The sequence below is a fragment of the Arthrobacter sp. efr-133-R2A-120 genome (assembly GCF_030209835.1).
Classification (GTDB): domain Bacteria; phylum Actinomycetota; class Actinomycetes; order Actinomycetales; family Micrococcaceae; genus Arthrobacter.
Genome location: NZ_JARVRF010000042.1, coordinates 1 through 23,543, shown reverse-complemented (window position 1 = coordinate 23,543; position 23,543 = coordinate 1). Strand labels below are relative to the sequence as shown.

Below are 23,543 nucleotides of genomic sequence, written 5' to 3'. Positions count from 1 at the left end.
GTGGCGTTGTTGGCCGGGGTCGTGGAGGTTACCGCGGGCGGTGGCGGCGGCGCGGTGGTGGTGAAGGTCCAGCTGTAGGGGGCGGTCATGGTTTGGCCGGCGGTGTTGGTGGCTCCGCTGATGGTGGCGGTGTAGGTGGTGCTGTTGGCCAGGGCCGCGGTGGGGGTGAAGGTGGAGGTGTTGGTGGTGGTGTTGTAGCTGGTGGTGCCGGGTACGGCGGTGTTGGTGGCGTCTTTGAGGGTGTAGGTGATGGAGGACGCGGTGACGGCCTGGTTGAAGGTCGCGGTTGGTGCGGTGTTGGTGGGCACGGCGGTGGCGTTGTTGGCCGGGGTCGTGGAAGAGACCGCAGGGGCCGTGCTCGAGGGATTGAAGATCGCGTCCACCCAGTAGTACTCGGCGTCATACGATTCGTTCGGGAACGCCGAAGAAGAGCCGTAGGCGTAGAGACCGTTCGGGGTGCCCGGGAGGCTCCGCGGGTAGTGCAAAGGTGCACTGTCTACGCGGCTGTTACCCGCGGGCGGCGGAGAGGGATGCAGGTAGAAGTAGGCTGTGTCCTCGGAATAGTGGCCCGCAGGAGCGAAGTAAGAAACGACGTACATCGTGTTCGCGGAGACGGCCAGCGGCGTCGAGAAATTCACGGTCTGCCACCCCGTGGCGGATTCACCGGTGAAGGTTGCACTGGCCAACAGCTGCCCGCTGGCGGACCAGATGTTGCCGATGTGTGTCCCGGTGTTTTTGGTTGCCTTGTAGAACCGGACTCCTTTGATGGTTCCGTTGACTTCGGAGTAGAACTTGGCGCCTACCTCGATCGCGGTCGGGTCCGCCGCGTCGGCCACGGTTGGCGAGATGTTCACGCCCGAAAGGGAACACGGGCAGGCGACGTTGGTGACAACGCCCGACGACGGCGTCTCCACGTTGCCGCTGTCGTCAACGGCACGTGAGCGCAACGTGGACGTCGGGTTGCCGTGCGCATTCCAGGTGAAGGTCCAATTTGTCGTGCCGGTGGCGGGACGCCAGGTATTTCCGTTGTCGGTGGAGACCTCGACGCCGGCCACCACGCCTCCGGTGTCGGCCGCGGTTCCGCTGATGGTGACGATGGTTCCGTCAGCAATGTTCGCGCCGAAGGCTGGTGAAGTGATGGTGGACGTCGGCGGAGTGACATCTGTGGATCGGGTGGCGGCAGTCAGCCCGGTGACGATCGTCGCCGGCTGGACTCCCATGTCGGCGAACAGGTTGACGGTAGCCTGCTGCATGTTCTTGTCCACCGCTTTGCCAGTGGTGAACCCGTCAAGTCCCCACGGCCACTGCACTGTTCCCGCGCCAAAGACAATCGCTCCACTCGGTGCTTTGTACATTGTGAGGTTGTGGGTGGCTGTCTTCCCGGTGGCAGTCTGCGAGCCGTAGTCCGTGAAGACTTCCGCGGACGTGTTCGTGGTGGCCGACAGCTTGAAGAGGCCGGCCGGCCGGAAGCCGTTATCGGCGTCGATATCCCATTCGTAACCGAGCGTTCCCAGGCCCGCACCGAGGGTCACGCTGGTCCCGGGGGCCATCGTGGCAATGGTCGTGTTCCTCCACATCCGGAGCGCACTGTATTGCGAGGGAACCGTGATGTCAGTGGTTCCTGAATTGACGATGAAGAACTGGCCTGTCAGTGAGTTTTCGGGGTTTCCTCCACCAGTGGAGGTCCCGAAGCGCGGGTCCCGATAGGTGCCCGTCCAGGAGACCGGGTCGGTTGGGGCGTTGAAATGCGTATCTTTGTAGGCCACCAGAGTCCGGCCGGGCGTGCTGGGCCCGGCGACGCTCGGTTCCCAACGCGTCTTCCAGAAGACCTCGTTGCCGCTGAAGAACGCAAGGTTCACGCCGGCGTCGCGGGCGGCTTCGACGTTGGCGCGCTGGTCGCCGGACCAATACTCGTCATGCCCCACGGACATGAATGTCTTGTGGTTGAGCAGCAGGGAACCCTTGGTGGCGACATCGTTGCCGCTCATGTAGCTCATGTCGTACCCGTTGGCTTCCATGAACCGGATCATCGGGTACTCCGAGTACATCAGCCAGCTTCGCCCTTGGTCGTCCGCGGCGGAATTGAACGGCCTGTTGTACGAGACTTTGAAGGCCGACTTATAGGCCTGCGGGTTGCCGGGAGGGCAAGCGACGGTGCAGCTGTAGAGGCTGTTGCCGCCATAGGTGTTGTATGCCTGCCACGTCTCGTCCGAGGTCTGGAAAAGCATGTCTGAGTGTGCGGAGTCGTTCCGGACAACGAATGGCACGATGCTCGCGCCGTTCGTGTCGTTGCGCACGAGCCTTGCGATATAGACGCCGGAGACCGCAGTGGACGGGACCGCCCAGGAAGCCGACACGCCCCAGTTTCCGCAGTCGATGAGTCCCGTGTCGGAGTAAGTGTTACAAGCCGGTTGTGATTGCGGCAGTGCAGCCGAGGGGAGGACGTTCGAGGCAACTTTGCGGGCCCCCAAGCCCTGGTAGTAACCAAGCCGATACACATCGATGTGGTAGGCCGACGCGGGCGTCAGAATCTTGAACGAGATCGTTTGGCCGATATTGACGCTCATCGACGTGCCGTAACCCTGGATCGTGGAGTCTCCGGCTCCGGAGACCTGCCATTCGGAGGCAGGGTTCCCGGGCAGAGTGTTTTCGCAAGCAACCGGGTTGGTGACCGGCGCGGCGCATGGATCCGTGGCTGCGACGGCGGAGACTGCCATCTGCAACGGCAGGAGCGTTGCGATCATGGCCAGCACGGTCGGCAGGACCGCGCGGCGCACAGCCAAAGGGAAATTTCGGTTGTTGCTCATGTCGCGACCTGCTTCTGTCATTGGTTTCAGGCACTCAATGACGGAAGCATATGGAGCGGGCCGGGAGCATCGCACGAGTGCCGGTACCCGTTTTTTTGGCCGCCGCACGTCGGGAACGGCGGTCGTTTACCTGTTTTTAGGCTTCGGACACGCGGAAATACCAGCGGATGTCGAAACGAACCCCGGGGGCACGGAGGAAATGCCGCGCGGGTGGAGCTGTCAGGTGCCCTGGATCAGGAGAGTCGGGCTCGTCCCGTTGCTTCGGCCACGATCTGCTCGGCGATGGCCATCGACGAGGTCGCGCCCGGCGAGGGAGCATTCCGCACGTGGAGGACGCGGCTCGTGCCGGTAATGACGAAGTCATCGACGAGGCTGCCGTCGGAGGTCATTGCCTGCGCCCGGATTCCGCGGGGACCGCGCGTGACATCGCCCGGCAGGATGTCCGGAACGTACTTCTGTGCCTCCCTGACGAAGGCACGGGTGTTCATCACCGTGCGCGCCTCCCGGACGGCTGCGGGCAGGTTGCCTGCGGCGAACCGCCAGAATCCCGGGAACCCCAGCACGGCGCCGAGATCGGCGGGGGACATTTGCGTGCGGCGGTAGGCTTCCCGGCCGCCGGCCAGGAAAGCATTGGGTCCCACCAGGATGGCGCCGTCGATGCGTTTGGTCAGGTGGACACCAAGGAAGGGATATCGCGGGTCCGGCACGGGATAGATCAGGCCTTTGACCAAAGAACGCTTCTCGGGCCGGAGCAGGAAATAGTCGCCGGAAAACGGCACGATCCGGGGGTCCGCGGGGTCTCCGGCAGCGTATGCCAGCCGATCCGACTGCAAGCCGGCACAAGTGATAACAACGTCGAACGCTTCAGTTCCGCTGGAGGACCGTATCCGCACCTCGCGGCCACGGTCTTCCACACCGGTCACCGCCAGTCCCAGCAGGATATTCCCGCCCGCCGCACGCACGTCCTGGGCCAAGGCATTGGTGATGGCGCGGTAATCGACTATCGCGGTCCGCGGCGAATGCAGGGCGGCCAGGCCGCGGGCATGCGGCTCGACGACGGCGAGATCGTCCGCGCCGATCATGCGGACGTCCGGCACGCCATTGGCGATGGCCCGGGCGTGTATCGCCTTGAGCGGGTCAAGTTCGCGGGCATTGTGGGCGACGACTACTTTGCCGCACTCCTCGTAGCCGAGGTTCTTCTCCGCCGCGAACTGCCGGAGAAGGTCCACGCCGCGGCGGCAGAGTCGCGCCTTCAGGCTCCCGGGCTCGTAGTAGAGCCCGGCATGCACAACGCCGCTGTTGTGTCCGGTCTGGTGTCCGCCAAGCTCGATTTCCTTCTCGAATACCGTCACGTCCGCATTGTCGAGTCTGCGGGTGAGCTCACGCCCCACCGCGACGCCGATGATTCCGCCTCCGACGACGGCGGCACGGACCCTGCTCATACCGTGGGTGCTTCTTTGAGCGTGTCTCCGTTTTTGATGTAGCGCTCTCCCGTCGCGGGGCACACCAGTTCGTCGCCGTCCGGCCGAAGGGGATGTCCGGACTTGCCGACCCAGCCGATTTGCTTTGCGGGAACTCCTGCAACCAACGCGAAGGCCGGAACGTCCCGGACCACCACCGCGCCCGCGGCAACGGTTGCCCACCTGCCGATCGTTATGGGCGCGATGCACACCGCTCGGGCGCCGATTGCCGCGCCATCTTCTACGATCACGCCCACGGGGGTCCAATCGTCGGCCGATTTCAGTGTGCCGTCGGGGCTCACCGCCCGGGGGTACGTGTCGTTGGTGAGTACGGCTGCCGGGCCGATGAAGACTCCGGCGCCCAGCCGGGCGGGCTCATAGACCAGGGCATAGTTTTGAAGCTTGGAGTTGGGGCCTATTTCGACACCTGGTCCCACATAGGCCCCGCGACCAATGTTGCAGTTTTCGCCGAGGCGGGCATCCTCCCTGATCTGGGCAAGATGCCAGATCCTCGTGCCGTGGCCAATGAACGCCTGCTCTGAGACATCGGCGGTTGGTTCAACGAAAGCCATGGAAACACGTCCTCTACTTATCGGTGAAGACGGCCGCGTCTTCCGTCCGGTGCGAAACCGTCCGTGCGAGCGGTCGCTTGCGACGATTGTAGATGCGTTTCCTATTCGGCAGCAGGCCGAGGAGAAAATCCCAGGACGCGCTGACGGCATGTAAAGACTATTACTCGGTTTTGACTCCATATTCTGCCGCGCTGACAAACTCGATGGCCGAGTAGGTTTCGTCGCCTACCACCCAGGCATTGTGTCCCGGCGGGATGGTGTACGAATCTCCTTTGGAGATGCTGATCTTCTTGCCGTCGGTGGTCTCGACTTCGAGCGAACCGGTAATGCAGTAGCCCACGTGGTTGAGCTGGCAGGAATCGGTTTGGACCACCGGCTTGATGCAATCCGCCCAACTCCAGCCTGGCTCGAAGCTGAGGCGGCCGATGGTGTAGTCACCGACAGTGACGTTTTCCACCACGGTTTTCTCGGGCCGACGGATTTCATCGGGAGAATTGTGCGACTTTACTTCAAGCTGAGTGACGAGGTTGACAGTCATGGTCTGCTCACAAGGGGGAGTGGGAGCCTGGTCTTCCAGGTCCGCAACGTGGCTCGCCCTTCGCAGCGGACCCTGATGTCTTGGCTGCTTGCGGCGTGTGCCGTGCCTTCAGCAGCGGTCAGACGGTCGATTACTTGCAATCTCTACCTTCCTCCGCCGCCCCTGTGTTGTCGAGGGTTCGTGAGGGAGATAGATTGGTGCACCGTGACCTTGACCGAGCTGGATGTACACCTTGAGACACTGTTCGGCACCTTGCGCCGCTTCCCCGATGTCGAGGCGGAGAACCTGCAGGCGCACGACGCCACCGACCGGCTGCTCCTTGAGACCGCGGCTGGCTACATCGCAAATCCGGAAACCCGCGTTGCGGTGATCGGTGACCGCTACGGAGCCCTGACCCTGGGCGCTTTGGCGGCCATCGGCGTCGGGCATGTCCGGGTGACCCAGGACCTCTACGCCGGCAGGCTCGCGCTGGAACGTAACGCCGAGGCGTCCGGGTTGTCCGGGCGCTTTGATCAGCTCGAGTTGGGTGCCGGGCTGCTCGACGGCGCCGAACTGGTGATCATGCAATTGCCCAAAGCCCTCGCGGAACTGGAAGAAATCGTCGACGCCGTTGCACGCTTTGCAGCGCCGGGAGCCGTCCTGCTCGCCGGAGGTCGCGTCAAGCACATGTCCCTGGGCATGAACGCCGTCCTTGAACGCAGCTTCGAATCGGTGCAGCCGCAGCTTGCGCAGCGGAAGTCGCGTGTCCTGATCGCCCGCAGTCCCAAGCGGCCGGACACGCCGGAGCCCTTCCCGGTTTCGGAGCAGAACACCGAGCTTGGGATGACGGTCTGTGCCCACGGGGCTGCGTTTTCAGGCACGAAGCTGGATATCGGCACGCGCTTTCTCCTGGGCTTCCTGGACAGGATCCCCGAAGCGCGCCACGCCGTAGACCTTGGCTGCGGGACTGGGATCCTCGCCACGATGTACGCCCGGAACCGTCCGAAGGCACGGGTTACCGCGACGGACCAATCGGCGGCAGCAGTCGCGTCCGCCAGGGCAACCGCGGCAGCCAACGGGCTGGCAGATCGAATCACCGTAGTCCAGGACGATGCCATGTCCACCTTCGAACCGGGCAGCGCCGACCTCATCCTGTTGAACCCGCCGTTCCACCTCGGCGCGAGCGTCCATGCCGGGGCGGCCACAAAGATGTTCGATGCCGCGGCACGGGTCCTGGCTTCGGGCGGTGAACTCTGGACTGTCTACAACAGTCACCTGCAGTACCGTGCGGCGCTTGAAAGGCTGATCGGTCCCACCACCGAAATCGGGCGGAACCCGAAATTCACGGTGACCCGCAGCGTCAGACGCTAGGCGTCAGACCGGGTCAGTGCGGCTCCGACAGCAACTGCCCCACCCCGAAATGCCCGATTCCTGCCATCCCCGGATTATCGTCCGAGAAACTGACCATCGCCGTCGCGAGGACCACAGCCCAGCCGCGGGCGCGGGTCCAAGTCGCGGCATCCACGGCGGGTCCGAAGGCAGCCATGAAGCGGCGCCGCGCGCCGCCGTCGAACATCAACCACGCGACGGCGAGGTCGACGGCGGGATCCCCGGCCCCGAGGTCTCCGAAATCGACGACGGCCGCGAGCCGGCCGTCGGGCCCCAGGAGGACGTTCGCCGGGCGGAGATCTCCATGTAGCCACAGCCCGGGTCCGTCCCACGACGGGGCCAGGCATGCCTCGGACCAGAGCGTCCGCAACCGCGCCGCCCGCGGATAGCGGCTGGAATCGTCGAGCCGGTCCATGACCGCGTCGGACCTCGCTTGCAAAGGCACCCCCGCGGACGGAATTGACGGGCGCGCCCGGTGCCGCCGGAACGTGGATTGCGACGAGGAACGCCGCAAGGTCCTGGGCCGCCGCATTTCGTGACTCCTGGGACGCCAGCACTGCGGAGAGCCCTTCCAACCATGGAGTCACGCTCCAAGGCCACGGATACTCCGCAGATGGGCGTCCAGAGTGAATGGGGCAGGGGAGGGGTACGGGAGACTGCCGGGCATACTCAGGGAGATATTGCTGCTCATGCAGTATCAACTGCGCTGCCGCCTCCCGCCGGGGCAATCGGACGGCCCATTCGTTGCCGAGCCGGTACATGACGTTATCCCAGCCGTTTGCCACCAGCTCCAACGGAAGGTGGGAGACTCCTGGCAGTTGCTCTTCGAGCAAACTCCTCACCAACCCCGCGGTGATTTCCAGCTCAGCCTGGGGCATGAGTGCCATATTCGAGGGCCTCCCATCAGCAATATCGGGGTCCGTTACGCCCGGGGAGCGTGTGGGCATACCGGGACAAGCACACGTGCCGTACGATGCAAATGCAACAGCATTATTCGAATGATTTTAGGGGAATCCGTGACTGAGATCCGCCAGCCGACTCCGAGGCGCGGAACCAATCTGCCCCGCATGGGGGACTTCAACCTGACCGTCATTCTCGACGCAATCAGGCGCTCGTCGGGCGGACTGAGCCGCGTGGAACTCGCCCAAATCGTCGGCCTTTCACCGCAGACTATTTCGAACATCTCCCGCCGCCTCCTGGATCAGCGGCTCATTGTCGAAGCAGGCAAGGAAGGCAGCGGTCCGGGTAAGCCCCGCACCATCCTGCGCCTGAACCCTTCCGGAATGTACGCGCTTGGCGTCCACGTTGATCCCGCGGTCATCACCTCCGTGGTGCTGGACCTCGTGGGCGACGTTGTGAAGCACTCCCGGATTCCCACGCCTGCCGGGAGCAATCCACAGCGGGTCATCGCCGCCATCGCGGAGGAAATCAAGGCGCTCATCGAAGATTCCGGTGTTGACACGGGGAAGATCGCGGGACTTGGCGTCGCGGCGCCGGGACCCATAGACCTTGATGAGGGCACTGTCGTGGATCCGCCCCTGATGATGGGGTGGGACCGGGTTTACCTGAGGGACGCCCTTGCCGAAGCCACCGGGCTTGAGACCCTCGTGGACAAAGACGTCACGAGCGCGGCCGTCGCCGAAACCTGGGCAGGCGGGGCCAGCGGCACTGGAAGTTTCATCTTCATGTACATGGGTACCGGCATCGGTTGCGGGATTGTCTTGAACGATGAAGTTGTCCGTGGAACATCCGGCAATGCCGGGGAAATCGGGCACATCATTGTTGACCCGGATGGACCCCCCTGCGATTGCGGCCTGCGTGGTTGCGTCAAGTCTTCCTGCATCCCGCAGGTCCTCGTGGCCGAGGCCGAAGAGCAAGGTGTCCTGAACGGTGGCCGCAAAGGCACCGAGGGCCCGGAAGTGCAGGAAGGATTCGCCCGGCTTTGCGACGCCGCGGACGCAGGCGACGAACGCGCCATTGCGATCATCGATAAGTCTGCAGTGCTGGTTGGCCGAGCGGTTGCGGTGGTGACCAACACCCTCGACGTCGAACGCGTCGTCTTTGGGGGCCCCTTCTGGGGCCGTATGGCCGAACGCTACCTGGATCGCATTCCTGCCCTGCTCGCCGCCAACAGTGCAGCCAACAGCATCCACAGCATCGAGGTTGTCGGGACCGGAGTGGGCGAAGACGTCGGCGCCATCGGGGCTGCCTGCCTGGTATTGGAACACACCCTTGCGCCGCGTGCCCAGCGGCTCCTCTTGGAAGGCTGAGGCTTTCACTAGGTCCTGCGTCGCAGGGCTGCATTTATCAATATTGGCAACAGGCTGGGCCAGCTGAAGTGTGGGGGCTGCAGCCGCTTGAAGATCGGAGCGTCATGCGTCGCCCAGTCCGGATCGGAGCAGCACTGCTCGGCGTCGTAGGCCTTTTGGCCACGGCAGCCTGCTCTGCCCAACCCCAAGCCGTAAGCAAACAAACCATCAAGATCGTCTATCAAAAGACGGACTCCTTCACGGCCCTGGACAAAGTCTTCCAGGACGCCAAACAGGAATTCGAAGCAGCAAACGCGGGCGTCACTGTGGACCTGGAGCCCATCCAAGCCAACGACGACGACTATGGCACCAAGCTCGCGCTGGCCCAGCGTTCCCCGGACACTGCTCCGGATGTCTTCTACGAGGACACTTTCAAGGTCCGCTCGGACGTCGACGCCGGATACTTGCTGAAACTCGACTCGCAATTGGCCACGTGGGACGAGTGGTCCAAGTTCAACGAGGGTGCCAAGGCCGCGGGACGCGGTGACGACGGCAGTATCTACGCCGTCCCGCTTGGCACCGACACGAGGGCGATCTGGTACAACAAGACAGTCCTCCAGAAAGCCGGCATAACGCTGCCATGGCAGCCGAAGACCTGGGATGACATCCTGGCCGCGGCCCGCAAAATGAAGGCCGCGGATCCGGGCGTGATTCCCTTCAGCATGTACGCCGGAAAGGCCACCGGTGAGGGAACCGTCATGCAGAGCTTCTACGAACTGCTTTATGGAACGGGAAGCTCCTTGTATTCGGAAAGCGACAAGAAGTGGGTGGTGGGTTCCAAGGGATTCACCGATTCACTCCAGTTCCTGAAGACCCTCTACGATGAGAAGCTTTCGGTGACACCGGCGGACGCCCTTGATTCGAACGTGTGGAAGAAAGTCTTTGGACAGTGGCTGCCGCAAGGCAAAATGGGCGCCACCGTGGAAGGTTCCTACGCGCCGTCGTTCTGGCAGAAGGGCGGCTCCTACGAATGGGCCGGCTATGCGCAGGATATGGGAGTAGCCACGTTCCCCACCCAGTTTGGACAGGATCCCGGTGGCGTGAGCATGTCCGGTGGCTGGACGCTCGCCGTTGGCGCTAAGACCAAGAACCCGGACCTTGCCTTCAAGTTCCTGACCACTGCCGTGAACAAGAAGAATGCGTTGGCCTTCGACGTCAACAACTCGCAGATCGCCGTCCGCACCGATGTCGCTTCCGATCCCGGTTACCAAGCAGCCAACCCGTTCGTGAAGGACGTTTCCGATCTGGTGGGCGTCACGCACTATCGCCCTGCAACCGCTGACTATCCGAACATCTCCCTCGCCGTCCAACAAGCCACTGAGGCCGTCATCACCGGCAAACAAAGCCCGGCAGAAGCCGCAGCCGAATACGACGCTTCGGTCAAGAAACTCGTCGGCGACTCCAAGGTCATGCAGAAATGACGCATGGCAGTCCCTGATTCGCTCAACCGCGGTTCCCTGCGACGCAGACCCCCCATCCGAAAGTCTCTGCGTCGCGGGCTCCGCTTGTTGCCGGTAGTGCCCTCAATCCTGCTGCTGGCCTTCTTCATGGTGGCACCCGTGGCGTGGTCCTTCTACGCCTCCTTCACCAACGCTGCATTGTCAGGCAAGGCAGCACTGAACCCCCAATGGGTCGGCCTGGACAACTACGCCCGGATGCTGACGGATTCCGTCTTCCCGCTCTCGGCGTGGCTGACGGTCGTCTTCGTGGCCGTTTCCGCGATCCTCGGACAGAACGCCCTGGGCCTGGTCATCGCCCTGTTGATGACCAGGGCCGGGGGAGCCACGGCCTCGCTGGTGGGCACGGTGGTGGTCGCTTCGTGGATCCTGCCGGAGATCGTTGCGGCCTTCGCGGCGTACGCGTACTTCAGCCAGGACGGCACGCTCAACCAACTCTTGGGAATGTTCGGTGTCCAGGGCACCAACTGGCTCTATGCCTTTCCGATGGCCGCCGTCATCCTGGCCAATGTCTGGCGCGGCACCGCGTTCTCGATGCTGGTCTACCGGGCGGCCCTTTCCCAGGTCCCGCGCGACATCTCCGAAGCCGCCCTCATGGACGGAGCCAGGGGTTGGCAACGGCTGGCCTTCATTACCCTTCCGATCATCCGGGGAAGCATCGCAACAAACCTCATGCTGATCACGCTCCAAACGCTCGCGGTATTCACCCTTATTTGGGTGATGACGGCCGGTGGTCCCTCCAACGCGAGCACCACCTTGCCCGTGCTCGCCTACCAGGAAGCCTTCAAGCTCGGAGACATCGGTTACGGCACCGCGATCGCCTCGGTATTGATCCTGATCGGCATGGTCTTCGGAGCCGTGTACGTCAGGCTGATCCGCGGGGCAAAATCGTGACCTCCCTGCGCCGTGCGCCGCTGCTCGCCGGGAACCGCCCGACGGCGGTGGGAAGGGGACGGCTCCGCGTCCGCTTCGCCGCCAATGCGGCTTTGGCCGTGATCGGGCTGTGCTTTGTGCTGCCCCTTGCATGGCTTCTGCTCGCGTCCGTTGATCCGCACGCCGGATACGAGACCCGGTGGCCGCAATCGCCGTCGTTCGCCAATTTTGCCGCCGTATCGACGCCCGGGTTGCTCTTCCAACCGCTCGTGAACAGCTTCCTTCTCTCGGCCGGAACCGCCGTCGTGAACTTGGCGGCTGCCGTCCTGGCAGCCTATCCGCTGTCACGCTACCAATCGCGATTCAACAAGCCGTTCCTGTACGCGATCCTGTTCGGCACCTCGCTCCCGGTCACGGCAATTATGGTGCCCGTCTACGGCCTATTCGTGCAGTTGCAATTGCTGGACTCGATGCCGGCAACCATCTTCTTCATGGCAACCACCACCTTGCCAATGGCCATTTGGATGACCAAGAACTTCATGGACTCCGTGCCGCTGGAGCTGGAGGAAGCTGCCTGGATGGACGGCGCCTCGGGACTGGCCACGCTCCGGAGAATCGTCGTGCCACTGATGAGGCAAGGCCTGGGCGTAGTGTTCATCTTCGTCTTCATCCAGGCCTGGGGGAACTTCTTCGTCCCGTTCATCCTGTTGTTGTCTACCTCCAAGCAGCCCGCCGCAGTGTCCGTCTTCAGCTTCTTCGGCCAGCACGGAGCGATCGCCTACGGGGAACTTGCCGCGTTCTCCATCTTGTATTCGGTCCCGGTACTTATTCTCTACACGGTGGTCGCGAGGGGCTCCGGAAGCGCGTTTGCCCTGTCCGGCGCGATGAAGGGCTGAGCGGCAACAGCCTGGACTCAGTCGATGTCCTCCACAATGGTGCCGTACGGAATGGAATCATCAAGGTGGGCCTGGTGACCGGTCAGCCCCGGGTTGTAGAGGACACGGACACCGTGGAGCTTGTCCGCGGCGGATTGCATCAAGATGGGGCGGATGGTCTGGATGAACCGCTCATCCTTGCCATCGAGGTATTCCTGGTAACTGGCTGGAAGCTGAATCATGGCAAAAGAATAGTCCTGCCGGACCGTCATGGGGAGGGCTCGCGGCGGGCTACTCCGTGGCGTATCCTTTGCGGCTTAGACCCTACCGAAAGCTAAAACGAACAATCTTCAGAAATCAGGCGAAACGCAGCGTAAAAGTGCGTCTTAATTCGGCGGAGGATTTGTGGCGCCCGGAGCCCCGATCTAGAGTCGTATTCAAGTTACCGCGGTAACGTGTCAGCGATCCTCCGCCGGATCTGTCTCTTGAAGGCAGGCAGGAGGGTGTGGGTGCCCCCATGTGGGCCTGACATTTGCACACGGACAACTTCATTCCAGGCGTAACAGTCGCGGCTGCGCCCTGCTGGAGTTCGTTGCGTGTATCCCCAAACTCAATTCACCGATTCTGCAGTCCATGGACCTGGCTTTCAAGTCCGTGAACGCAGGCCCGCTGACACACAGCCAAGGACGCAAATGTCACCACCAAGCCTCATCGACACCCATCCAAACTTGACCGGCGCCGCTCCTGTTGCCCTGTCCTACGAACTTTTCCCGCCGCGCTCTCCCGCGGCCGCGGAGTCCCTCTGGACGACCATCGGGGAGCTCGAGGCCACGGACCCCGACTTCGTCTCCGTGACCTACGGCGCCAGCGGCTCCAACCGCGACACCGCCGTCGAGCTCATCAACCGGCTGCTGCTCGAAACGACCCTGCGGCCACTGGCCCACCTGACCTGCGTCGGAAACACCCCGCAGGAGTTGGCCGAGATCATCGGCGAACTCCTGGACAACGGCGTGCGCGGTATCCTTGCGCTGCGCGGCGACCTCCCCAAGGACAGCGGCCAGCCGGTCAACGGTTCGCTGCGCTACGCCCAGGACCTGATCGAACTGATCCGCCGCGTGGAACAGCGACGTTCGGCCCTGCTGTGCGCGGGCAAAATCGCCGTTGGCGTGGCCGCCTATCCCACTCGCCACCCTGAGTCCCCGAGCGTGGAGCACGACGTCGAGGTGCTGCTCGCGAAGCAGCGCTCGGGCGCCGACTTCGCCATCACGCAGGTCTTCTTCCACACCGAGCAATATGCGGACCTGATCTCCCGTGCCCGACGCGCGGGGGTCACGATCCCGATCATTCCGGGCGTCATGCCGCTGACCAGCCTTCGCCGGCTCAAGCGCCTTGGCGAGCTCACCGGCGTCGAGCCGGCACCTGAGCTTATTGAACGCCTCGCCGCCGCGGACACGGACGCCGAACGGCGCAAGATCGGAGTCCGCGCCACGGTTGACCTGGCCAACGCCGCACTCCAGGCCGGTGCTCCGGGCATCCACCTGTACACCTTCAACGAGCACACTTGCGCCCTGGACGTGCTGGACAAGCTTGCCTTGCCCCGACCGGCCCGGCCCGCCAGCAGGCTCAGCGCCATCGCCCGCCGGCAAGAACTTGTGAGCTGATCAGCCAACGCTGCTCCGCAAACGCCTAGACACATCGATTTGCACCTACTGCCCCAAGGAAATCCCATGACTGAACAGAACATCACCCAGTTCCCCGCAGCCTCGATTCTCGGCTACCCGCGCATCGGCCGCCGTCGCGAACTTAAGAAGGCCGTTGAAGCCTACTGGGCCGGCAAGATCGACGCCGCAGCCCTTGACGCCGCCGCCAAGGACATCCAGCTGACCACCGCCAAGCGACTCCAGGAACTCGGCCTCAACGAAGCCGCCGCCGTTCCCGGCACCTTCTCCTTCTACGACCAGGTGCTCGACGCCACCGCACACCTCGGCGCCGTCCCGGCCCGCTTTGGCCAGCTGCTCAACGCCGAGGGCCAGCTCGACATCGATGGCTACTTCACCCTGGCCCGCGGCAACAAGGAACAGCAGCCGCTGGAAATGACCAAGTGGTTCGACACCAACTACCACTACCTCGTTCCGGAAATCGGCCCGGAGACCGACTTCAAGCTCGCCTCCAACCGCATCGTCGAGGAATTCGAGTTCGCCCTGGCCAACGGCATCGAGACCCGTCCGTACATCGTCGGCCCGGTCACCTACCTGCTGCTTTCCAAGGCTTCCGACGACGCTCCTGCGGGCTTCGCTCCGCTGTCGCGCCTTGAGGATATCCTCCCGGTCTATGTTGAGCTGCTCGGCAAGCTTGCCGCTGCCGGCGCCAGCTGGATCCAGTTGGACGAGCCCGCACTCGTTGTCGACCAGGACACCCCGGCCGCGGAAATCCAGGCCGCCGTTGCCCGTGCCTACGAAGTCCTCTCCGGTGCGGCAGCGCGCCCGCAGCTCTTCGTCTCCACCCCGTACGGTGCCCTCGACGGCCAGCTCGGCACCCTTGCCGCCACCAACATCGACGCCCTGCACATCGACGTCTTCAAGGGCGCGGTACCGTCCGCAGCAGCCCTGGCCGGCCTGGGCAACAAGACCCTGGTTGCCGGCGTCGTCGACGGCCACAACATCTGGCGCAACGACCTCGCCGTCTCGGCCGCCAAGCTGGATGAATTGAAGGCAGCGGCCGGCAAGCTTGCCGTCAGCACTTCCACGTCCACGCAGCACGTTCCCCACGACACCGCGGAGGAGACCCAGCTCTCGGAGCAGCTGCGCAGCTGGCTCGCATTCGCTGACCAGAAGGCCGTCGAGGTCAAGACCCTCGCTGACTACCTGGCCGACCCGGCTTCCGCGAAGGTCGCCATCGACGAAGCTTCCGCAGTGATCGCCTCCCGCGCCACCGCCGAAGGCGTCCAGCGCGCCGACGTCCGTGCCCGCACCGCTGCCCTCACCGAGGCCGACTTCAACCGCTCCGAGTACGCGGTCCGCGAAGCCGCCCAGGAAGCAGCGCTGCACCTGCCGCCGCTGCCCACCACCACCATCGGATCCTTCCCCCAGACCTCGGAAATCCGCTCCGCCCGTGCCCGCAACAACAAGGGCGAGCTGAGCAACGAGCAGTACGAGCAGCTCATGAAGGACGAGATCAAGCGCGTCGTCGACCTGCAGGAAGAGCTCGGCTACGACGTCCTGGTGCACGGCGAACCCGAGCGCAACGACATGGTCCAGTACTTCGCCGAGAACCTCGAAGGCTTCGACGTGACGGTCCACGGCTGGGTCCAGTCCTATGGCTCCCGCTGCACCCGTCCGTCCATCCTTTGGGGCGATGTCACCCGTTCGGCCCCCATCACGGTCGCTTGGGCCGAATACGCGCAGTCCCTGACCAACAAGCCGATGAAGGGCATGCTCACCGGTCCGGTCACCATCCTGGCCTGGTCCTTCGTCCGCGACGACCAGCCGCTGGGTGAGACCGCCAACCAGGTCGGCCTGGCTCTGCGTGACGAAATCGCCGACCTCGAAGCTGCCGGCATCAAGGTCATCCAGGTGGACGAGCCCGCATTGCGCGAACTCCTGCCGCTGCGCAAGGCTGACCACGCCGCCTACCTGAAGTGGTCGGTTGACTCCTTCCGCCTGGCCACTGCCGGTGCGGCCGACGCAACCCAGATCCACACCCACCTCTGCTACTCGGAGTTCGGCGTGATCATCGACGCGATCGACGGCCTGGACGCCGACGTCACATCCATCGAAGCAGCACGTTCACGCATGGAGGTTGTCCACGACCTCGAGGCGCACCACTTCGGCCGCGGCGTTGGTCCGGGCGTCTACGACATCCACTCGCCGCGTGTTCCGGGCGAAGCCGAAGTCACCGAGCTGCTGTCCACCGCGGTCAAGCACGTTCCGTCCCGCCAGCTCTGGGTGAACCCGGACTGCGGCCTGAAGACCCGTGGCTACGCCGAGACCGAAGAGTCCCTGCGCAACCTGGTCAAGGCCACCAAGACGGTCCGCGCCAGCCTGCTGGAAGCAGCCAAGTAAACCCAAGTAGTACAAACTGCGTCGGCCGGTCACCTCGAAAGGTGACCGGCCGACGGTGTTTTTTAATCATCGCTTGCTGGGCCCACACCGGCAGGGTTCCCTGGCCGAACTTGTGAGGCGAGGGGGCCGGTGGGGACTTTTAGTCCTGCTTCAGGACTCCCATAGGATCTCGTCGTCCACTACGCCGTCCTCGTCCGCCGCAACTACCAGGAGCTCGTCGGTGAAGTGTGAGCCCAGGGTGAAGTCCAGGACGAAATAGCGCTCCGGCTGGCCGGGGTAGATCGCTACATGACCTAGTTTGAGGGCCTTGAGGAAAACGTCCTTGGTGAGCTGCGTCTTTTCGCGGACGCCGAACACCGCCTCCAGTTGCTCTTCTTTAAGCTGGCTGGAGTGGAAGTGAAGGAACTGCTGGGAGTTGGTGCCGTCCTGGTCCAGCTCCTCGGCGATCATGTCCCGGACCTGGTCCACCAACTCGGGGAGGTAGCCCAGGCGGTAGTCCACCTTGTGGAGTGCCTTCTCGTCGAAGTGGTCATGCGCCGTGACGTTCAGGTCCAGTTCGAGGGGATTTCCGGCGAGCTCGTGCGAAGCCACGTAACAGTGCTCCCGCCCGTGGTTGAGCTCGATCTCCCCAAAATGTTTGCTCGCTACCTTGCTCATGTCTTCAAGATAGTCCCAAACAAGCGGCGTGTTCCAGCATCCTGGAAGATTTCAGGTACGCGGTTTGGGCGTTGACTTTTGAGTCGTTTTGGGCATCGTCGCGGCACTGCCGGCCCGCACGGTTGCGGTGCTCCCGCGAAGCGTGTCGGCAAGCAATTCCGTGAAGAGCTGCACCTGCGCCGTGCGCTTCTCGTTGAGGAGCAAGGCGAACACGTTGCGGGCGAGCCGGATGTCGGGAACATCGAGAACGACGACGCCGGGCGGCCGGTGCCTCAGCGCCAGTTCCGGCACCAGCGCGGCGCCGAGCCCCGCTGCCGCCATCTCGAGGCTGGCGTGGAAATCATCGCTATAGGCCACGACGCGCGGGTGCAGATTGCAACTGGCGAACAGGCGTTCAATCACCACCGCGTCGCTGGTGCCCGGATGGTGCATGATCCAAGGCATGTCGGAGAGCTGCGAGGCTTGCATTTCTGCGTCCTCCCGGATGCCCCACGACGCGGGGAGCACCACCCGGAAGTCGTCGTCGCCGATCCACTGCCGATCCAAGGTGTGCGGCCATGCCAGCCCGGACTGGCCCACTTGGTACACGAGCGCGAGGTCCAGTTCGCCGCCGGTGCGCAGCCCCTGGATGGTCTGGGAAGGCTCGGCAACCCACACACGGAGTTCAATGCCCAGCTTCTTCCAGCGCGGGTTCCGGAGGATGTCCGGCAGGACGTAGGTTGCCAGGCTGGGGAAGATGCCGAGCCGCAGTTCCTGGACGGGGGAGTCCGTGCTGCGCGAGGCGGCCGCCAGCAGGGTCTCGACGTCGGTGAGCACTTTGGAAGCATGGCGCACCATGGTGAGTGCGGCTTCGGTGGGGACCACGCTGCGTGCGGAACGGTGGAAGAGTTCGACGCTGGTATCCCGTTCCAGCGCCGACATCTGTTGGGACACGGCTGAGGCGGTGTAGCCGAGCCGGGCGGCGGCCGCCGCGAAGGAACCAAGCCGCGTGACCTCAAGCAGCGTCCGCAGGTGGAGAAGGTTGACCATCAGTGATCCTTAGGCTCGGTGACGGCCGAAGGGCCGTGGAAGCCAGCATAGCGGTGTGAATTCGGTCTCCGCTGCCGCTGTTGCCGGGTTGGCCTGGCGCCGGACCGGCGCCTGGAAGTGTGGCGGGCGACTCACGAAACGGTGTTTGCAGGATGCCGCGACACGCCGGGATCCTGGCGACACGCTGACGATTAAATGTGGCTAAGTAGTCCACAGGGTGTGGATTAAGTCTCTGGATTTGGCGGATTCCCGGACATTTTTACCCCCTGCGCCTGTGGACTACCGGTGCGTAAAATGACATACTTGTAATACATCATCTTGGGGTTCCGCTGAGGCGCTTGCACTACATGTAGTATCGATTTACGGATTGAGCGGGAAACCAGCGCAAGACATGAATGCAAGACGTGAATAGATCAGTTTGGCTGCCTAGGCGGCCAGCGGGCCAGCATCGGAGTCGGAATCAGTTCCGGTCGGGGCCTGCCAAAGCGAAGAGCAAAGACTTCAACAAAGGGGACAGGGACCATGACTGTTACGGTTTACACGAAGCCGGCCTGTGTTCAGTGCAACGCAACCTACCGTGCACTCGACAAGAAGGGCATCGCCTACCAGAGCGTTGACATCTCCCAGGATGCCGAGGCCCTCGAGCGCCTGAAGGCCCTTGGATACATGCAGGCCCCCGTCGTGGTGACCGAGCAGGACCACTGGTCGGGATTCCGTCCGGACAAGATCGAAGAGCTGGCACTGGCTGCCGCTTCGGTGGCCTAGTTTTTCAGGACTCCGCCACAACAACAAAGTATTCCAATGTAGTCGAGGTGACTCCCATGGCAGCGCTGGCAACAGCAACTGCTCAACTAAACGCTGAAGCTGTCAGCACACGGAGTCACCTCATCTACTTTTCCTCCACATCTGAGAACACCAAGCGCTTCGTCCAGAAGCTCGGCGTCGACGCGGCACGCATCCCGCTCCATGCCAAGGACGCGCCGCTGCTCGCACTGGAACCCTTCGTCCTTGTGCTGCCCACGTATGGTGGCACGAATGGCGAAGGATCGGTGCCCAAGCAAGTCATCAGGTTTCTGAACAACCCGCAGAACAGGGAACTGATCCGCGGCGTCATCGGAGCAGGAAACACCAACTTCGCGGACAACTATTGCGCGGCGGGAGACATTATCGCCGCCAAATGCAAGGTCCCGCATCTCTACAAATTTGAACTCATGGGGACGCCTGAAGACGTCCAAAGGGTCAACGAAGGGCTGGAAAAATTTTGGACACGACTGTCGCAGATACAGAAGTAACCAAGGGCGCTATGGACACCGCCAAGGTCAAGAAGCCATTGCCGGAGGCCTACAAGGGCCTTGGCTACCATGAGCTCAACGCCATGTTGAACCTCTACGGTCCGAACGGGGAAATCCAGTTCGAAGCCGACCGCGAGGCCGCGCACCAGTACTTCCTGCAGCACGTGAACAACAACACCGTTTTCTTCCATGACCTGGAAGAGAAGCTGGACTACCTGGTCAAGAACCAGTACTACGAGCGCGAGACCCTCGATCAGTACACGATGAACTTCATCCGTGACCTGTTCAACCGCGCCTACAAGAAGAAGTTCCGCTTCGAGACCTTCCTTGGCGCCTTCAAGTTCTACACTTCCTACACGCTCAAGACGTTCGACGGCAAGCGTTTCCTGGAGCGCTACGAAGACCGTGTCTGCATGGTTGCCCTGCACCTTGCCCGCGGCAACGAAGAACTGGCCAGCCGCCTGGTCGACGAAATCATCGACGGCCGCTTCCAGCCCGCCACGCCCACGTTCCTCAACGCCGGCAAGGCCCAGCGCGGTGAGCTGGTCTCCTGCTTCCTGTTGCGCATCGAAGACAACATGGAGTCGATCGCCCGCGGCATCAACTCGGCACTGCAGTTGTCCAAGCGCGGCGGCGGCGTGGCACTCTCGCTGACCAACATCCGCGAGCACGGTGCCCCGATCAAGCAGATCGAGAACCAGTCCTCCGGCGTCATCCCGGTCATGAAGCTCCTCGAAGACAGCTTCTCCTACGCCAACCAGCTCGGTGCCCGCCAGGGTGCGGGTGCCGTGTACCTGCACGCCCACCACCCGGACATCTACCGCTTCCTGGACACCAAGCGTGAAAACGCCGACGAGAAGATCCGCATCAAGACACTGTCCCTCGGCGTCGTGGTCCCGGACATTACGTTCGAGCTGGCCAAGAAGAACGAGGACATGTACCTCTTCTCCCCGTACGACGTCGAACGCGTCTACGGCGTTCCGTTCTCCGACATCTCGGTCACCGAGAAGTACTACGAGATGGTGGACGACTCCCGGATCAAGAAGACCAAGATCAGCGCCCGCGAGTTCTTCCAGACCCTCGCGGAGATCCAGTTCGAATCCGGTTACCCGTACATCATGTTCGAGGACACCGTGAACCGGGCCAACCCGATTGCCGGCAAGATCACCATGAGCAACCTGTGCTCGGAGATCCTGCAGGTTTCCACGCCGTCCATCTACGCCGAGGACCTCAGCTATGAGACGGTCGGCAAGGACATCTCCTGCAACCTTGGTTCGATGAACATCGCCAAGACCATGGATTCCCCGGACTTCGGCCTGTCGATCGAGACGTCCATCCGTGCCCTCAGCGCGGTGTCGGACATGTCCTACATCAACTCGGTGCCGTCCATCGCGCAGGGCAACGCCCAGAGCCACGCCATCGGCCTGGGCCAGATGAACCTGCACGGCTACCTTGCCCGTGAGCACGTCCACTACGGTTCCGAAGAGGGCCTGGACTTCACGAACATCTACTTCTACACGGTGCTGTTCCACGCCCTCCGTGCCTCGAACAAGCTGGCAATCGAGACCGGCCAGCCCTTCGGCGGCTTCGAGAACTCCACGTACGCCAGTGGCACGTTCTTCGACAAGTACACCGAGCAGGAATGGTCCCCGGAGACCGAGCGCGTCCGCGAGCTCTTTGCCGGCATCCACATTCCCACGCAGGATGACTGGCGCGAGCTGAAGGCTTCCGTCATGGAGCACGGCATCTACAACCAGAACCTGCAGGCCGTGCCGCCCACGGGCTCCATCAGCTACATCAACAACTCGACGTCGTCGATCCACCCGGTGGCAGCCAAGATCGAAATCCGCAAGGAAGGCAAGATCGGCCGCGTCTACTACCCGGCCCCCTACCTCGACAACGACAACCTGGAGTACTACCAGGACGCGTACGAGATCGGCTACGAAAAGATCATCGACACCTACGCTGCCGCCACGCAGCACGTGGACCAGGGCCTGTCCCTGACGCTGTTCTTCAAGGACACGGCCACCACGCGCGACATCAACAAGGCGCAGATCTACGCATGGCGCAAGGGCATCAAGACGCTCTACTACATCCGCCTCCGCCAGCTCGCGCTGGAAGGGACCGAAGTAGAAGGCTGCGTTTCCTGCATGCTGTAACCGATAACGGTTGTTTATTTGCGGCAGCCGCCGCGCCTCAAAACTGAAGAGTACGACGCCGGGTGAGCGCCCGGCGTCGTACGCTTACCTTAAAGAACACATACGTTAAGGGGACGAAATGACCGAGAAGGTCAAGCTGCTTAGCCACGTCGAAGCGATCAATTGGAACCGCATCCAGGACGACAAGGACGTGGAGGTCTGGAACCGCCTGGTTAACAACTTCTGGCTGCCGGAGAAGGTCCCGCTGTCCAACGACGTCCAGTCCTGGCACACCCTGACGCCGGAGGAGCAGCAGCTCACCATGCGGGTATTCACGGGCCTGACCCTGCTGGACACCATCCAGGGCACGGTTGGCGCCGTTTCCTTGATCCCGGATGCGATCACTCCGCACGAAGAGGCCGTGTACACCAACATCGCCTTCATGGAGTCGGTACACGCAAAGTCGTATTCGTCGATTTTCTCCACCCTGTGCTCCACCAAGGAGATTGACGACGCCTTCCGCTGGTCACTCGAGAACGAGAACCTGCAGAAGAAGGCGCAGATCGTCATGGACTACTACCAGGGCGACGATCCCCTGAAGCGCAAGGTCGCGTCCACGCTGCTGGAATCGTTCCTGTTCTACTCCGGGTTCTACCTTCCGATGTACTGGTCTTCCCGCGCCAAACTCACGAACACGGCAGACCTCATCCGCTTGATCATCCGCGACGAAGCCGTGCACGGCTACTACATCGGCTACAAGTTCCAGAAGGGCCTCGAAAAGGTCTCCGAGGAGAAGCGCCAGGAAATCAAGGACTACACCTTCGAGCTGCTCTTCGAGCTGTACGAAAACGAGGTCCAGTACACGCACGACCTGTACGACGGCGTCGGCTTGGCCGAGGACGTCAAGAAGTTCCTGCACTACAACGCCAACAAGGCCCTCATGAACCTCGGCTACGAGGCCATGTTCCCGGCCTCCGTCACCGACGTAAACCCGGCCATCCTGTCGGCCCTGTCACCCAATGCCGATGAGAACCACGACTTCTTCTCGGGGTCGGGGTCGTCCTATGTGATAGGCAAGGCTGTCAATACTGAAGATGAGGACTGGGAGTTCTAGTTCGGTCGGTGTGAGGCCGGGGGCTAGTTGGCGATTTGCCAGCCGGCCGGTTGGCGAAAACGCTATATCGTTCCTCACCTCGACTTTTCCGACCTCAGCGCCCACGGTTCGGAACAGAAAGCAGCGATGTCGCTGAACCGGGACATCTCTAGGTGCCGTTCATTGATCTTGGGTGTGACGGCAGACAGGAGCGGCCCGCGGTGCGGGAACGCTCCTGTCTGCTGGGCGTTTGTCAGACGGTGGTGAAGCCGCCGTCGATGAGGACGTTGCTGCCCGTGATCATGGCGGCGTCACCACTTGCCAGGTATCCGATGAGTGAGGCGACTTCTTCGGGCTGGGCGAAGCGACCTACCGGGATTTCCCGCTTGGCCTTCTCGCCCTTTTCTCCCGCCCATGCCTTCTTGCCTAGTGGGGTTTCCACGACGGTGGGGGAAACGGCGTTGACCGTGACACCCCTGGGTGCCCATTCCAGCGACAGCACATGGGTGAGTCCGATGATTGCTGCCTTGGAAGCGCAGTATGCGGCGTGCTGGTCCAGGCCGATGACAGCGGCCTGGGAGGCGAGGTTGATGATGCGACCATATCCTGCCTCGACCATGACGCGGCCTGCCGCCTGGGCCATGTAGAAGCTGGCACTGAGGTTGATGTCGATCGTTGCCTGCCAGCGCGCCGCCGGTACATCGACGGCTGGGTCAAGCAGGGCGACGCCGGCAGAGTTGATCAGGATGTGCGGGGTACCGGCCACGCGAATGGCTTCGGCAACGATCTCACTGGCCGCTTCGGGCTCGGTAAGGTTGCGGGCAATGCCATGGTGGCCCTTCCCGGGGAGCTCTGCCATGAGGGCCACGACGCTCTCGGAGAGGTCGACGCCGATGACACGGGCGCCACGGGATGCGAGGTGGTGAGCGACGGTATAGCCGATACCGCTTGCGGCGCCCGTGATGATGGCAATTTTGCCCTCGAATTGCTGTTCCATTGTTCTATCCTTCGTAG

21 protein-coding genes and 1 pseudogene are annotated in these 23,543 nt (G+C 62.8%); 12 read left to right on the top strand and 10 right to left on the bottom strand.

What is annotated here, in order from left to right:
- The 4 genes from QRN52_RS18510 to QRN52_RS18495 form a co-directional block, all read right to left on the bottom strand.
- The coding region (locus QRN52_RS18510; RefSeq protein WP_284754867.1) for a N,N-dimethylformamidase beta subunit family domain-containing protein at window positions 1-2,807 on the bottom strand (2,807 nt) is incomplete at its 3' end.
- Between the two features lie 233 nt (window positions 2,808-3,040).
- On the bottom strand, window positions 3,041-4,249 hold the full coding sequence (gene lhgD / locus QRN52_RS18505) for an L-2-hydroxyglutarate dehydrogenase (RefSeq protein ID WP_284754865.1): 1,209 nt from the start codon (window positions 4,247-4,249) through the stop codon (window positions 3,041-3,043).
- Window positions 4,246-4,839, bottom strand: a complete 594-nt coding sequence (locus QRN52_RS18500; RefSeq protein WP_284754863.1) for an N-acetyltransferase — start codon at window positions 4,837-4,839, stop codon at window positions 4,246-4,248. The genes lhgD and QRN52_RS18500 overlap by 4 nt, the downstream gene beginning before the upstream one ends.
- A gap of 160 nt (window positions 4,840-4,999) precedes the next feature.
- On the bottom strand, window positions 5,000-5,377 hold the full coding sequence (locus QRN52_RS18495) for a cupin domain-containing protein (RefSeq protein WP_284754862.1): 378 nt from the start codon (window positions 5,375-5,377) through the stop codon (window positions 5,000-5,002).
- Between the two features lie 210 nt (window positions 5,378-5,587).
- Here QRN52_RS18495 and QRN52_RS18490 point away from each other — a divergent pair, with 210 nt between their 5' ends.
- A complete protein-coding gene (locus QRN52_RS18490) occupies window positions 5,588-6,727 on the top strand; it encodes a class I SAM-dependent methyltransferase (protein WP_502869731.1) in 1,140 nt (379 codons plus the stop codon).
- A 13-nt stretch (window positions 6,728-6,740) separates the two neighbouring features.
- Here the strand turns inward: QRN52_RS18490 and QRN52_RS18485 are convergent, their stop codons facing one another.
- Window positions 6,741-7,160: a phosphotransferase gene (locus QRN52_RS18485; RefSeq protein ID WP_284754859.1), complete on the bottom strand. Its 420-nt coding sequence runs from the start codon at window positions 7,158-7,160 to the stop codon at window positions 6,741-6,743.
- On the opposite strand from QRN52_RS18485, the gene QRN52_RS18480 reads away from it, so the two are divergent.
- Complete coding sequence (locus QRN52_RS18480) at window positions 7,159-7,284, top strand: hypothetical protein (RefSeq protein WP_284754857.1); 126 nt, start codon at window positions 7,159-7,161, stop codon at window positions 7,282-7,284. The genes QRN52_RS18485 and QRN52_RS18480 overlap by 2 nt on opposite strands.
- Here the strand turns inward: QRN52_RS18480 and QRN52_RS18475 are convergent.
- Window positions 7,279-7,506 (bottom strand): annotated as a pseudogene (locus tag QRN52_RS18475) (phosphotransferase); the annotation flags it as partial. The gene QRN52_RS18480 and the pseudogene QRN52_RS18475 overlap by 6 nt on opposite strands.
- 255 nt (window positions 7,507-7,761) lie before the next feature.
- Here QRN52_RS18475 and QRN52_RS18470 point away from each other — a divergent pair.
- The 4 genes from QRN52_RS18470 to QRN52_RS18455 all read left to right on the top strand — a co-directional run bounded on the left by QRN52_RS18470 (window position 7,762) and on the right by QRN52_RS18455 (window position 12,280).
- A complete protein-coding gene (locus QRN52_RS18470; protein ID WP_284754855.1) occupies window positions 7,762-9,015 on the top strand; it encodes an ROK family protein in 1,254 nt (417 codons plus the stop codon).
- Window positions 9,016-9,119: 104 nt separating this feature from the next.
- The gene (locus QRN52_RS18465; protein WP_284754853.1) at window positions 9,120-10,475 is read left to right on the top strand and encodes an extracellular solute-binding protein; all 1,356 of its coding nucleotides are present in this window, start codon (window positions 9,120-9,122) and stop codon (window positions 10,473-10,475) included.
- Between the two features lie 3 nt (window positions 10,476-10,478).
- Window positions 10,479-11,405: a carbohydrate ABC transporter permease gene (locus QRN52_RS18460; protein ID WP_284754851.1), complete on the top strand. Its 927-nt coding sequence runs from the start codon at window positions 10,479-10,481 to the stop codon at window positions 11,403-11,405.
- The gene (locus tag QRN52_RS18455) at window positions 11,399-12,280 is read left to right on the top strand and encodes a carbohydrate ABC transporter permease (protein WP_502869730.1); all 882 of its coding nucleotides are present in this window, start codon (window positions 11,399-11,401) and stop codon (window positions 12,278-12,280) included. Before QRN52_RS18460 ends, QRN52_RS18455 begins: the two co-directional genes overlap by 7 nt.
- Before the next feature lie 17 nt (window positions 12,281-12,297).
- Here the strand turns inward: QRN52_RS18455 and QRN52_RS18450 are convergent, their stop codons facing one another.
- Window positions 12,298-12,501 (bottom strand): hypothetical protein, encoded by a 204-nt coding sequence (locus QRN52_RS18450; RefSeq protein WP_265981384.1) that lies wholly within the window; start codon window positions 12,499-12,501, stop codon window positions 12,298-12,300.
- A 450-nt stretch (window positions 12,502-12,951) separates the two neighbouring features.
- On the opposite strand from QRN52_RS18450, the gene QRN52_RS18445 reads away from it, so the two are divergent.
- Together QRN52_RS18445 and metE are read left to right on the top strand one after the other, a co-directional pair.
- Complete coding sequence (locus tag QRN52_RS18445) at window positions 12,952-13,920, top strand: methylenetetrahydrofolate reductase (protein WP_269997849.1); 969 nt, start codon at window positions 12,952-12,954, stop codon at window positions 13,918-13,920.
- A gap of 66 nt (window positions 13,921-13,986) precedes the next feature.
- The gene (gene metE / locus QRN52_RS18440; RefSeq protein ID WP_284754844.1) at window positions 13,987-16,320 is read left to right on the top strand and encodes a 5-methyltetrahydropteroyltriglutamate--homocysteine S-methyltransferase; all 2,334 of its coding nucleotides are present in this window, start codon (window positions 13,987-13,989) and stop codon (window positions 16,318-16,320) included.
- 150 nt (window positions 16,321-16,470) lie between these two features.
- Here metE and QRN52_RS18435 read toward each other — a convergent pair whose 3' ends face one another.
- Window positions 16,471-16,977, bottom strand: a complete 507-nt coding sequence (locus tag QRN52_RS18435; RefSeq protein WP_284754842.1) for a DUF2004 domain-containing protein — start codon at window positions 16,975-16,977, stop codon at window positions 16,471-16,473.
- Window positions 16,978-17,028: 51 nt separating this feature from the next.
- The gene (locus tag QRN52_RS18430; RefSeq protein WP_284754840.1) at window positions 17,029-18,006 is read right to left on the bottom strand and encodes a LysR family transcriptional regulator; all 978 of its coding nucleotides are present in this window, start codon (window positions 18,004-18,006) and stop codon (window positions 17,029-17,031) included.
- Between the two features lie 522 nt (window positions 18,007-18,528).
- On the opposite strand from QRN52_RS18430, the gene nrdH reads away from it, so the two are divergent.
- The 4 genes from nrdH (at window position 18,529) to nrdF (ending at window position 22,550) form a co-directional block, all read left to right on the top strand.
- Window positions 18,529-18,771: a glutaredoxin-like protein NrdH gene (gene nrdH, locus QRN52_RS18425; protein ID WP_028267421.1), complete on the top strand. Its 243-nt coding sequence runs from the start codon at window positions 18,529-18,531 to the stop codon at window positions 18,769-18,771.
- Between the two features lie 56 nt (window positions 18,772-18,827).
- Window positions 18,828-19,298, top strand: coding sequence for a class Ib ribonucleoside-diphosphate reductase assembly flavoprotein NrdI (nrdI, locus tag QRN52_RS18420; RefSeq protein WP_284754836.1), 471 nt, complete (start codon window positions 18,828-18,830; stop codon window positions 19,296-19,298).
- Between the two features lie 11 nt (window positions 19,299-19,309).
- Window positions 19,310-21,457 carry a class 1b ribonucleoside-diphosphate reductase subunit alpha gene (gene nrdE / locus QRN52_RS18415; protein WP_284754834.1) on the top strand — a complete coding sequence of 716 codons (2,148 nt, stop codon included), beginning with the start codon at window positions 19,310-19,312 and terminating at the stop codon, window positions 21,455-21,457.
- 118 nt (window positions 21,458-21,575) lie between these two features.
- Window positions 21,576-22,550 (top strand): class 1b ribonucleoside-diphosphate reductase subunit beta, encoded by a 975-nt coding sequence (nrdF, locus tag QRN52_RS18410; RefSeq protein ID WP_284754833.1) that lies wholly within the window; start codon window positions 21,576-21,578, stop codon window positions 22,548-22,550.
- 232 nt (window positions 22,551-22,782) lie between these two features.
- Here nrdF and QRN52_RS18405 read toward each other — a convergent pair whose 3' ends face one another.
- Window positions 22,783-23,526, bottom strand: coding sequence for a GolD/DthD family dehydrogenase (locus QRN52_RS18405; RefSeq protein ID WP_284754832.1), 744 nt, complete (start codon window positions 23,524-23,526; stop codon window positions 22,783-22,785).
- Window positions 23,527-23,543 lie beyond the last annotated feature (17 nt).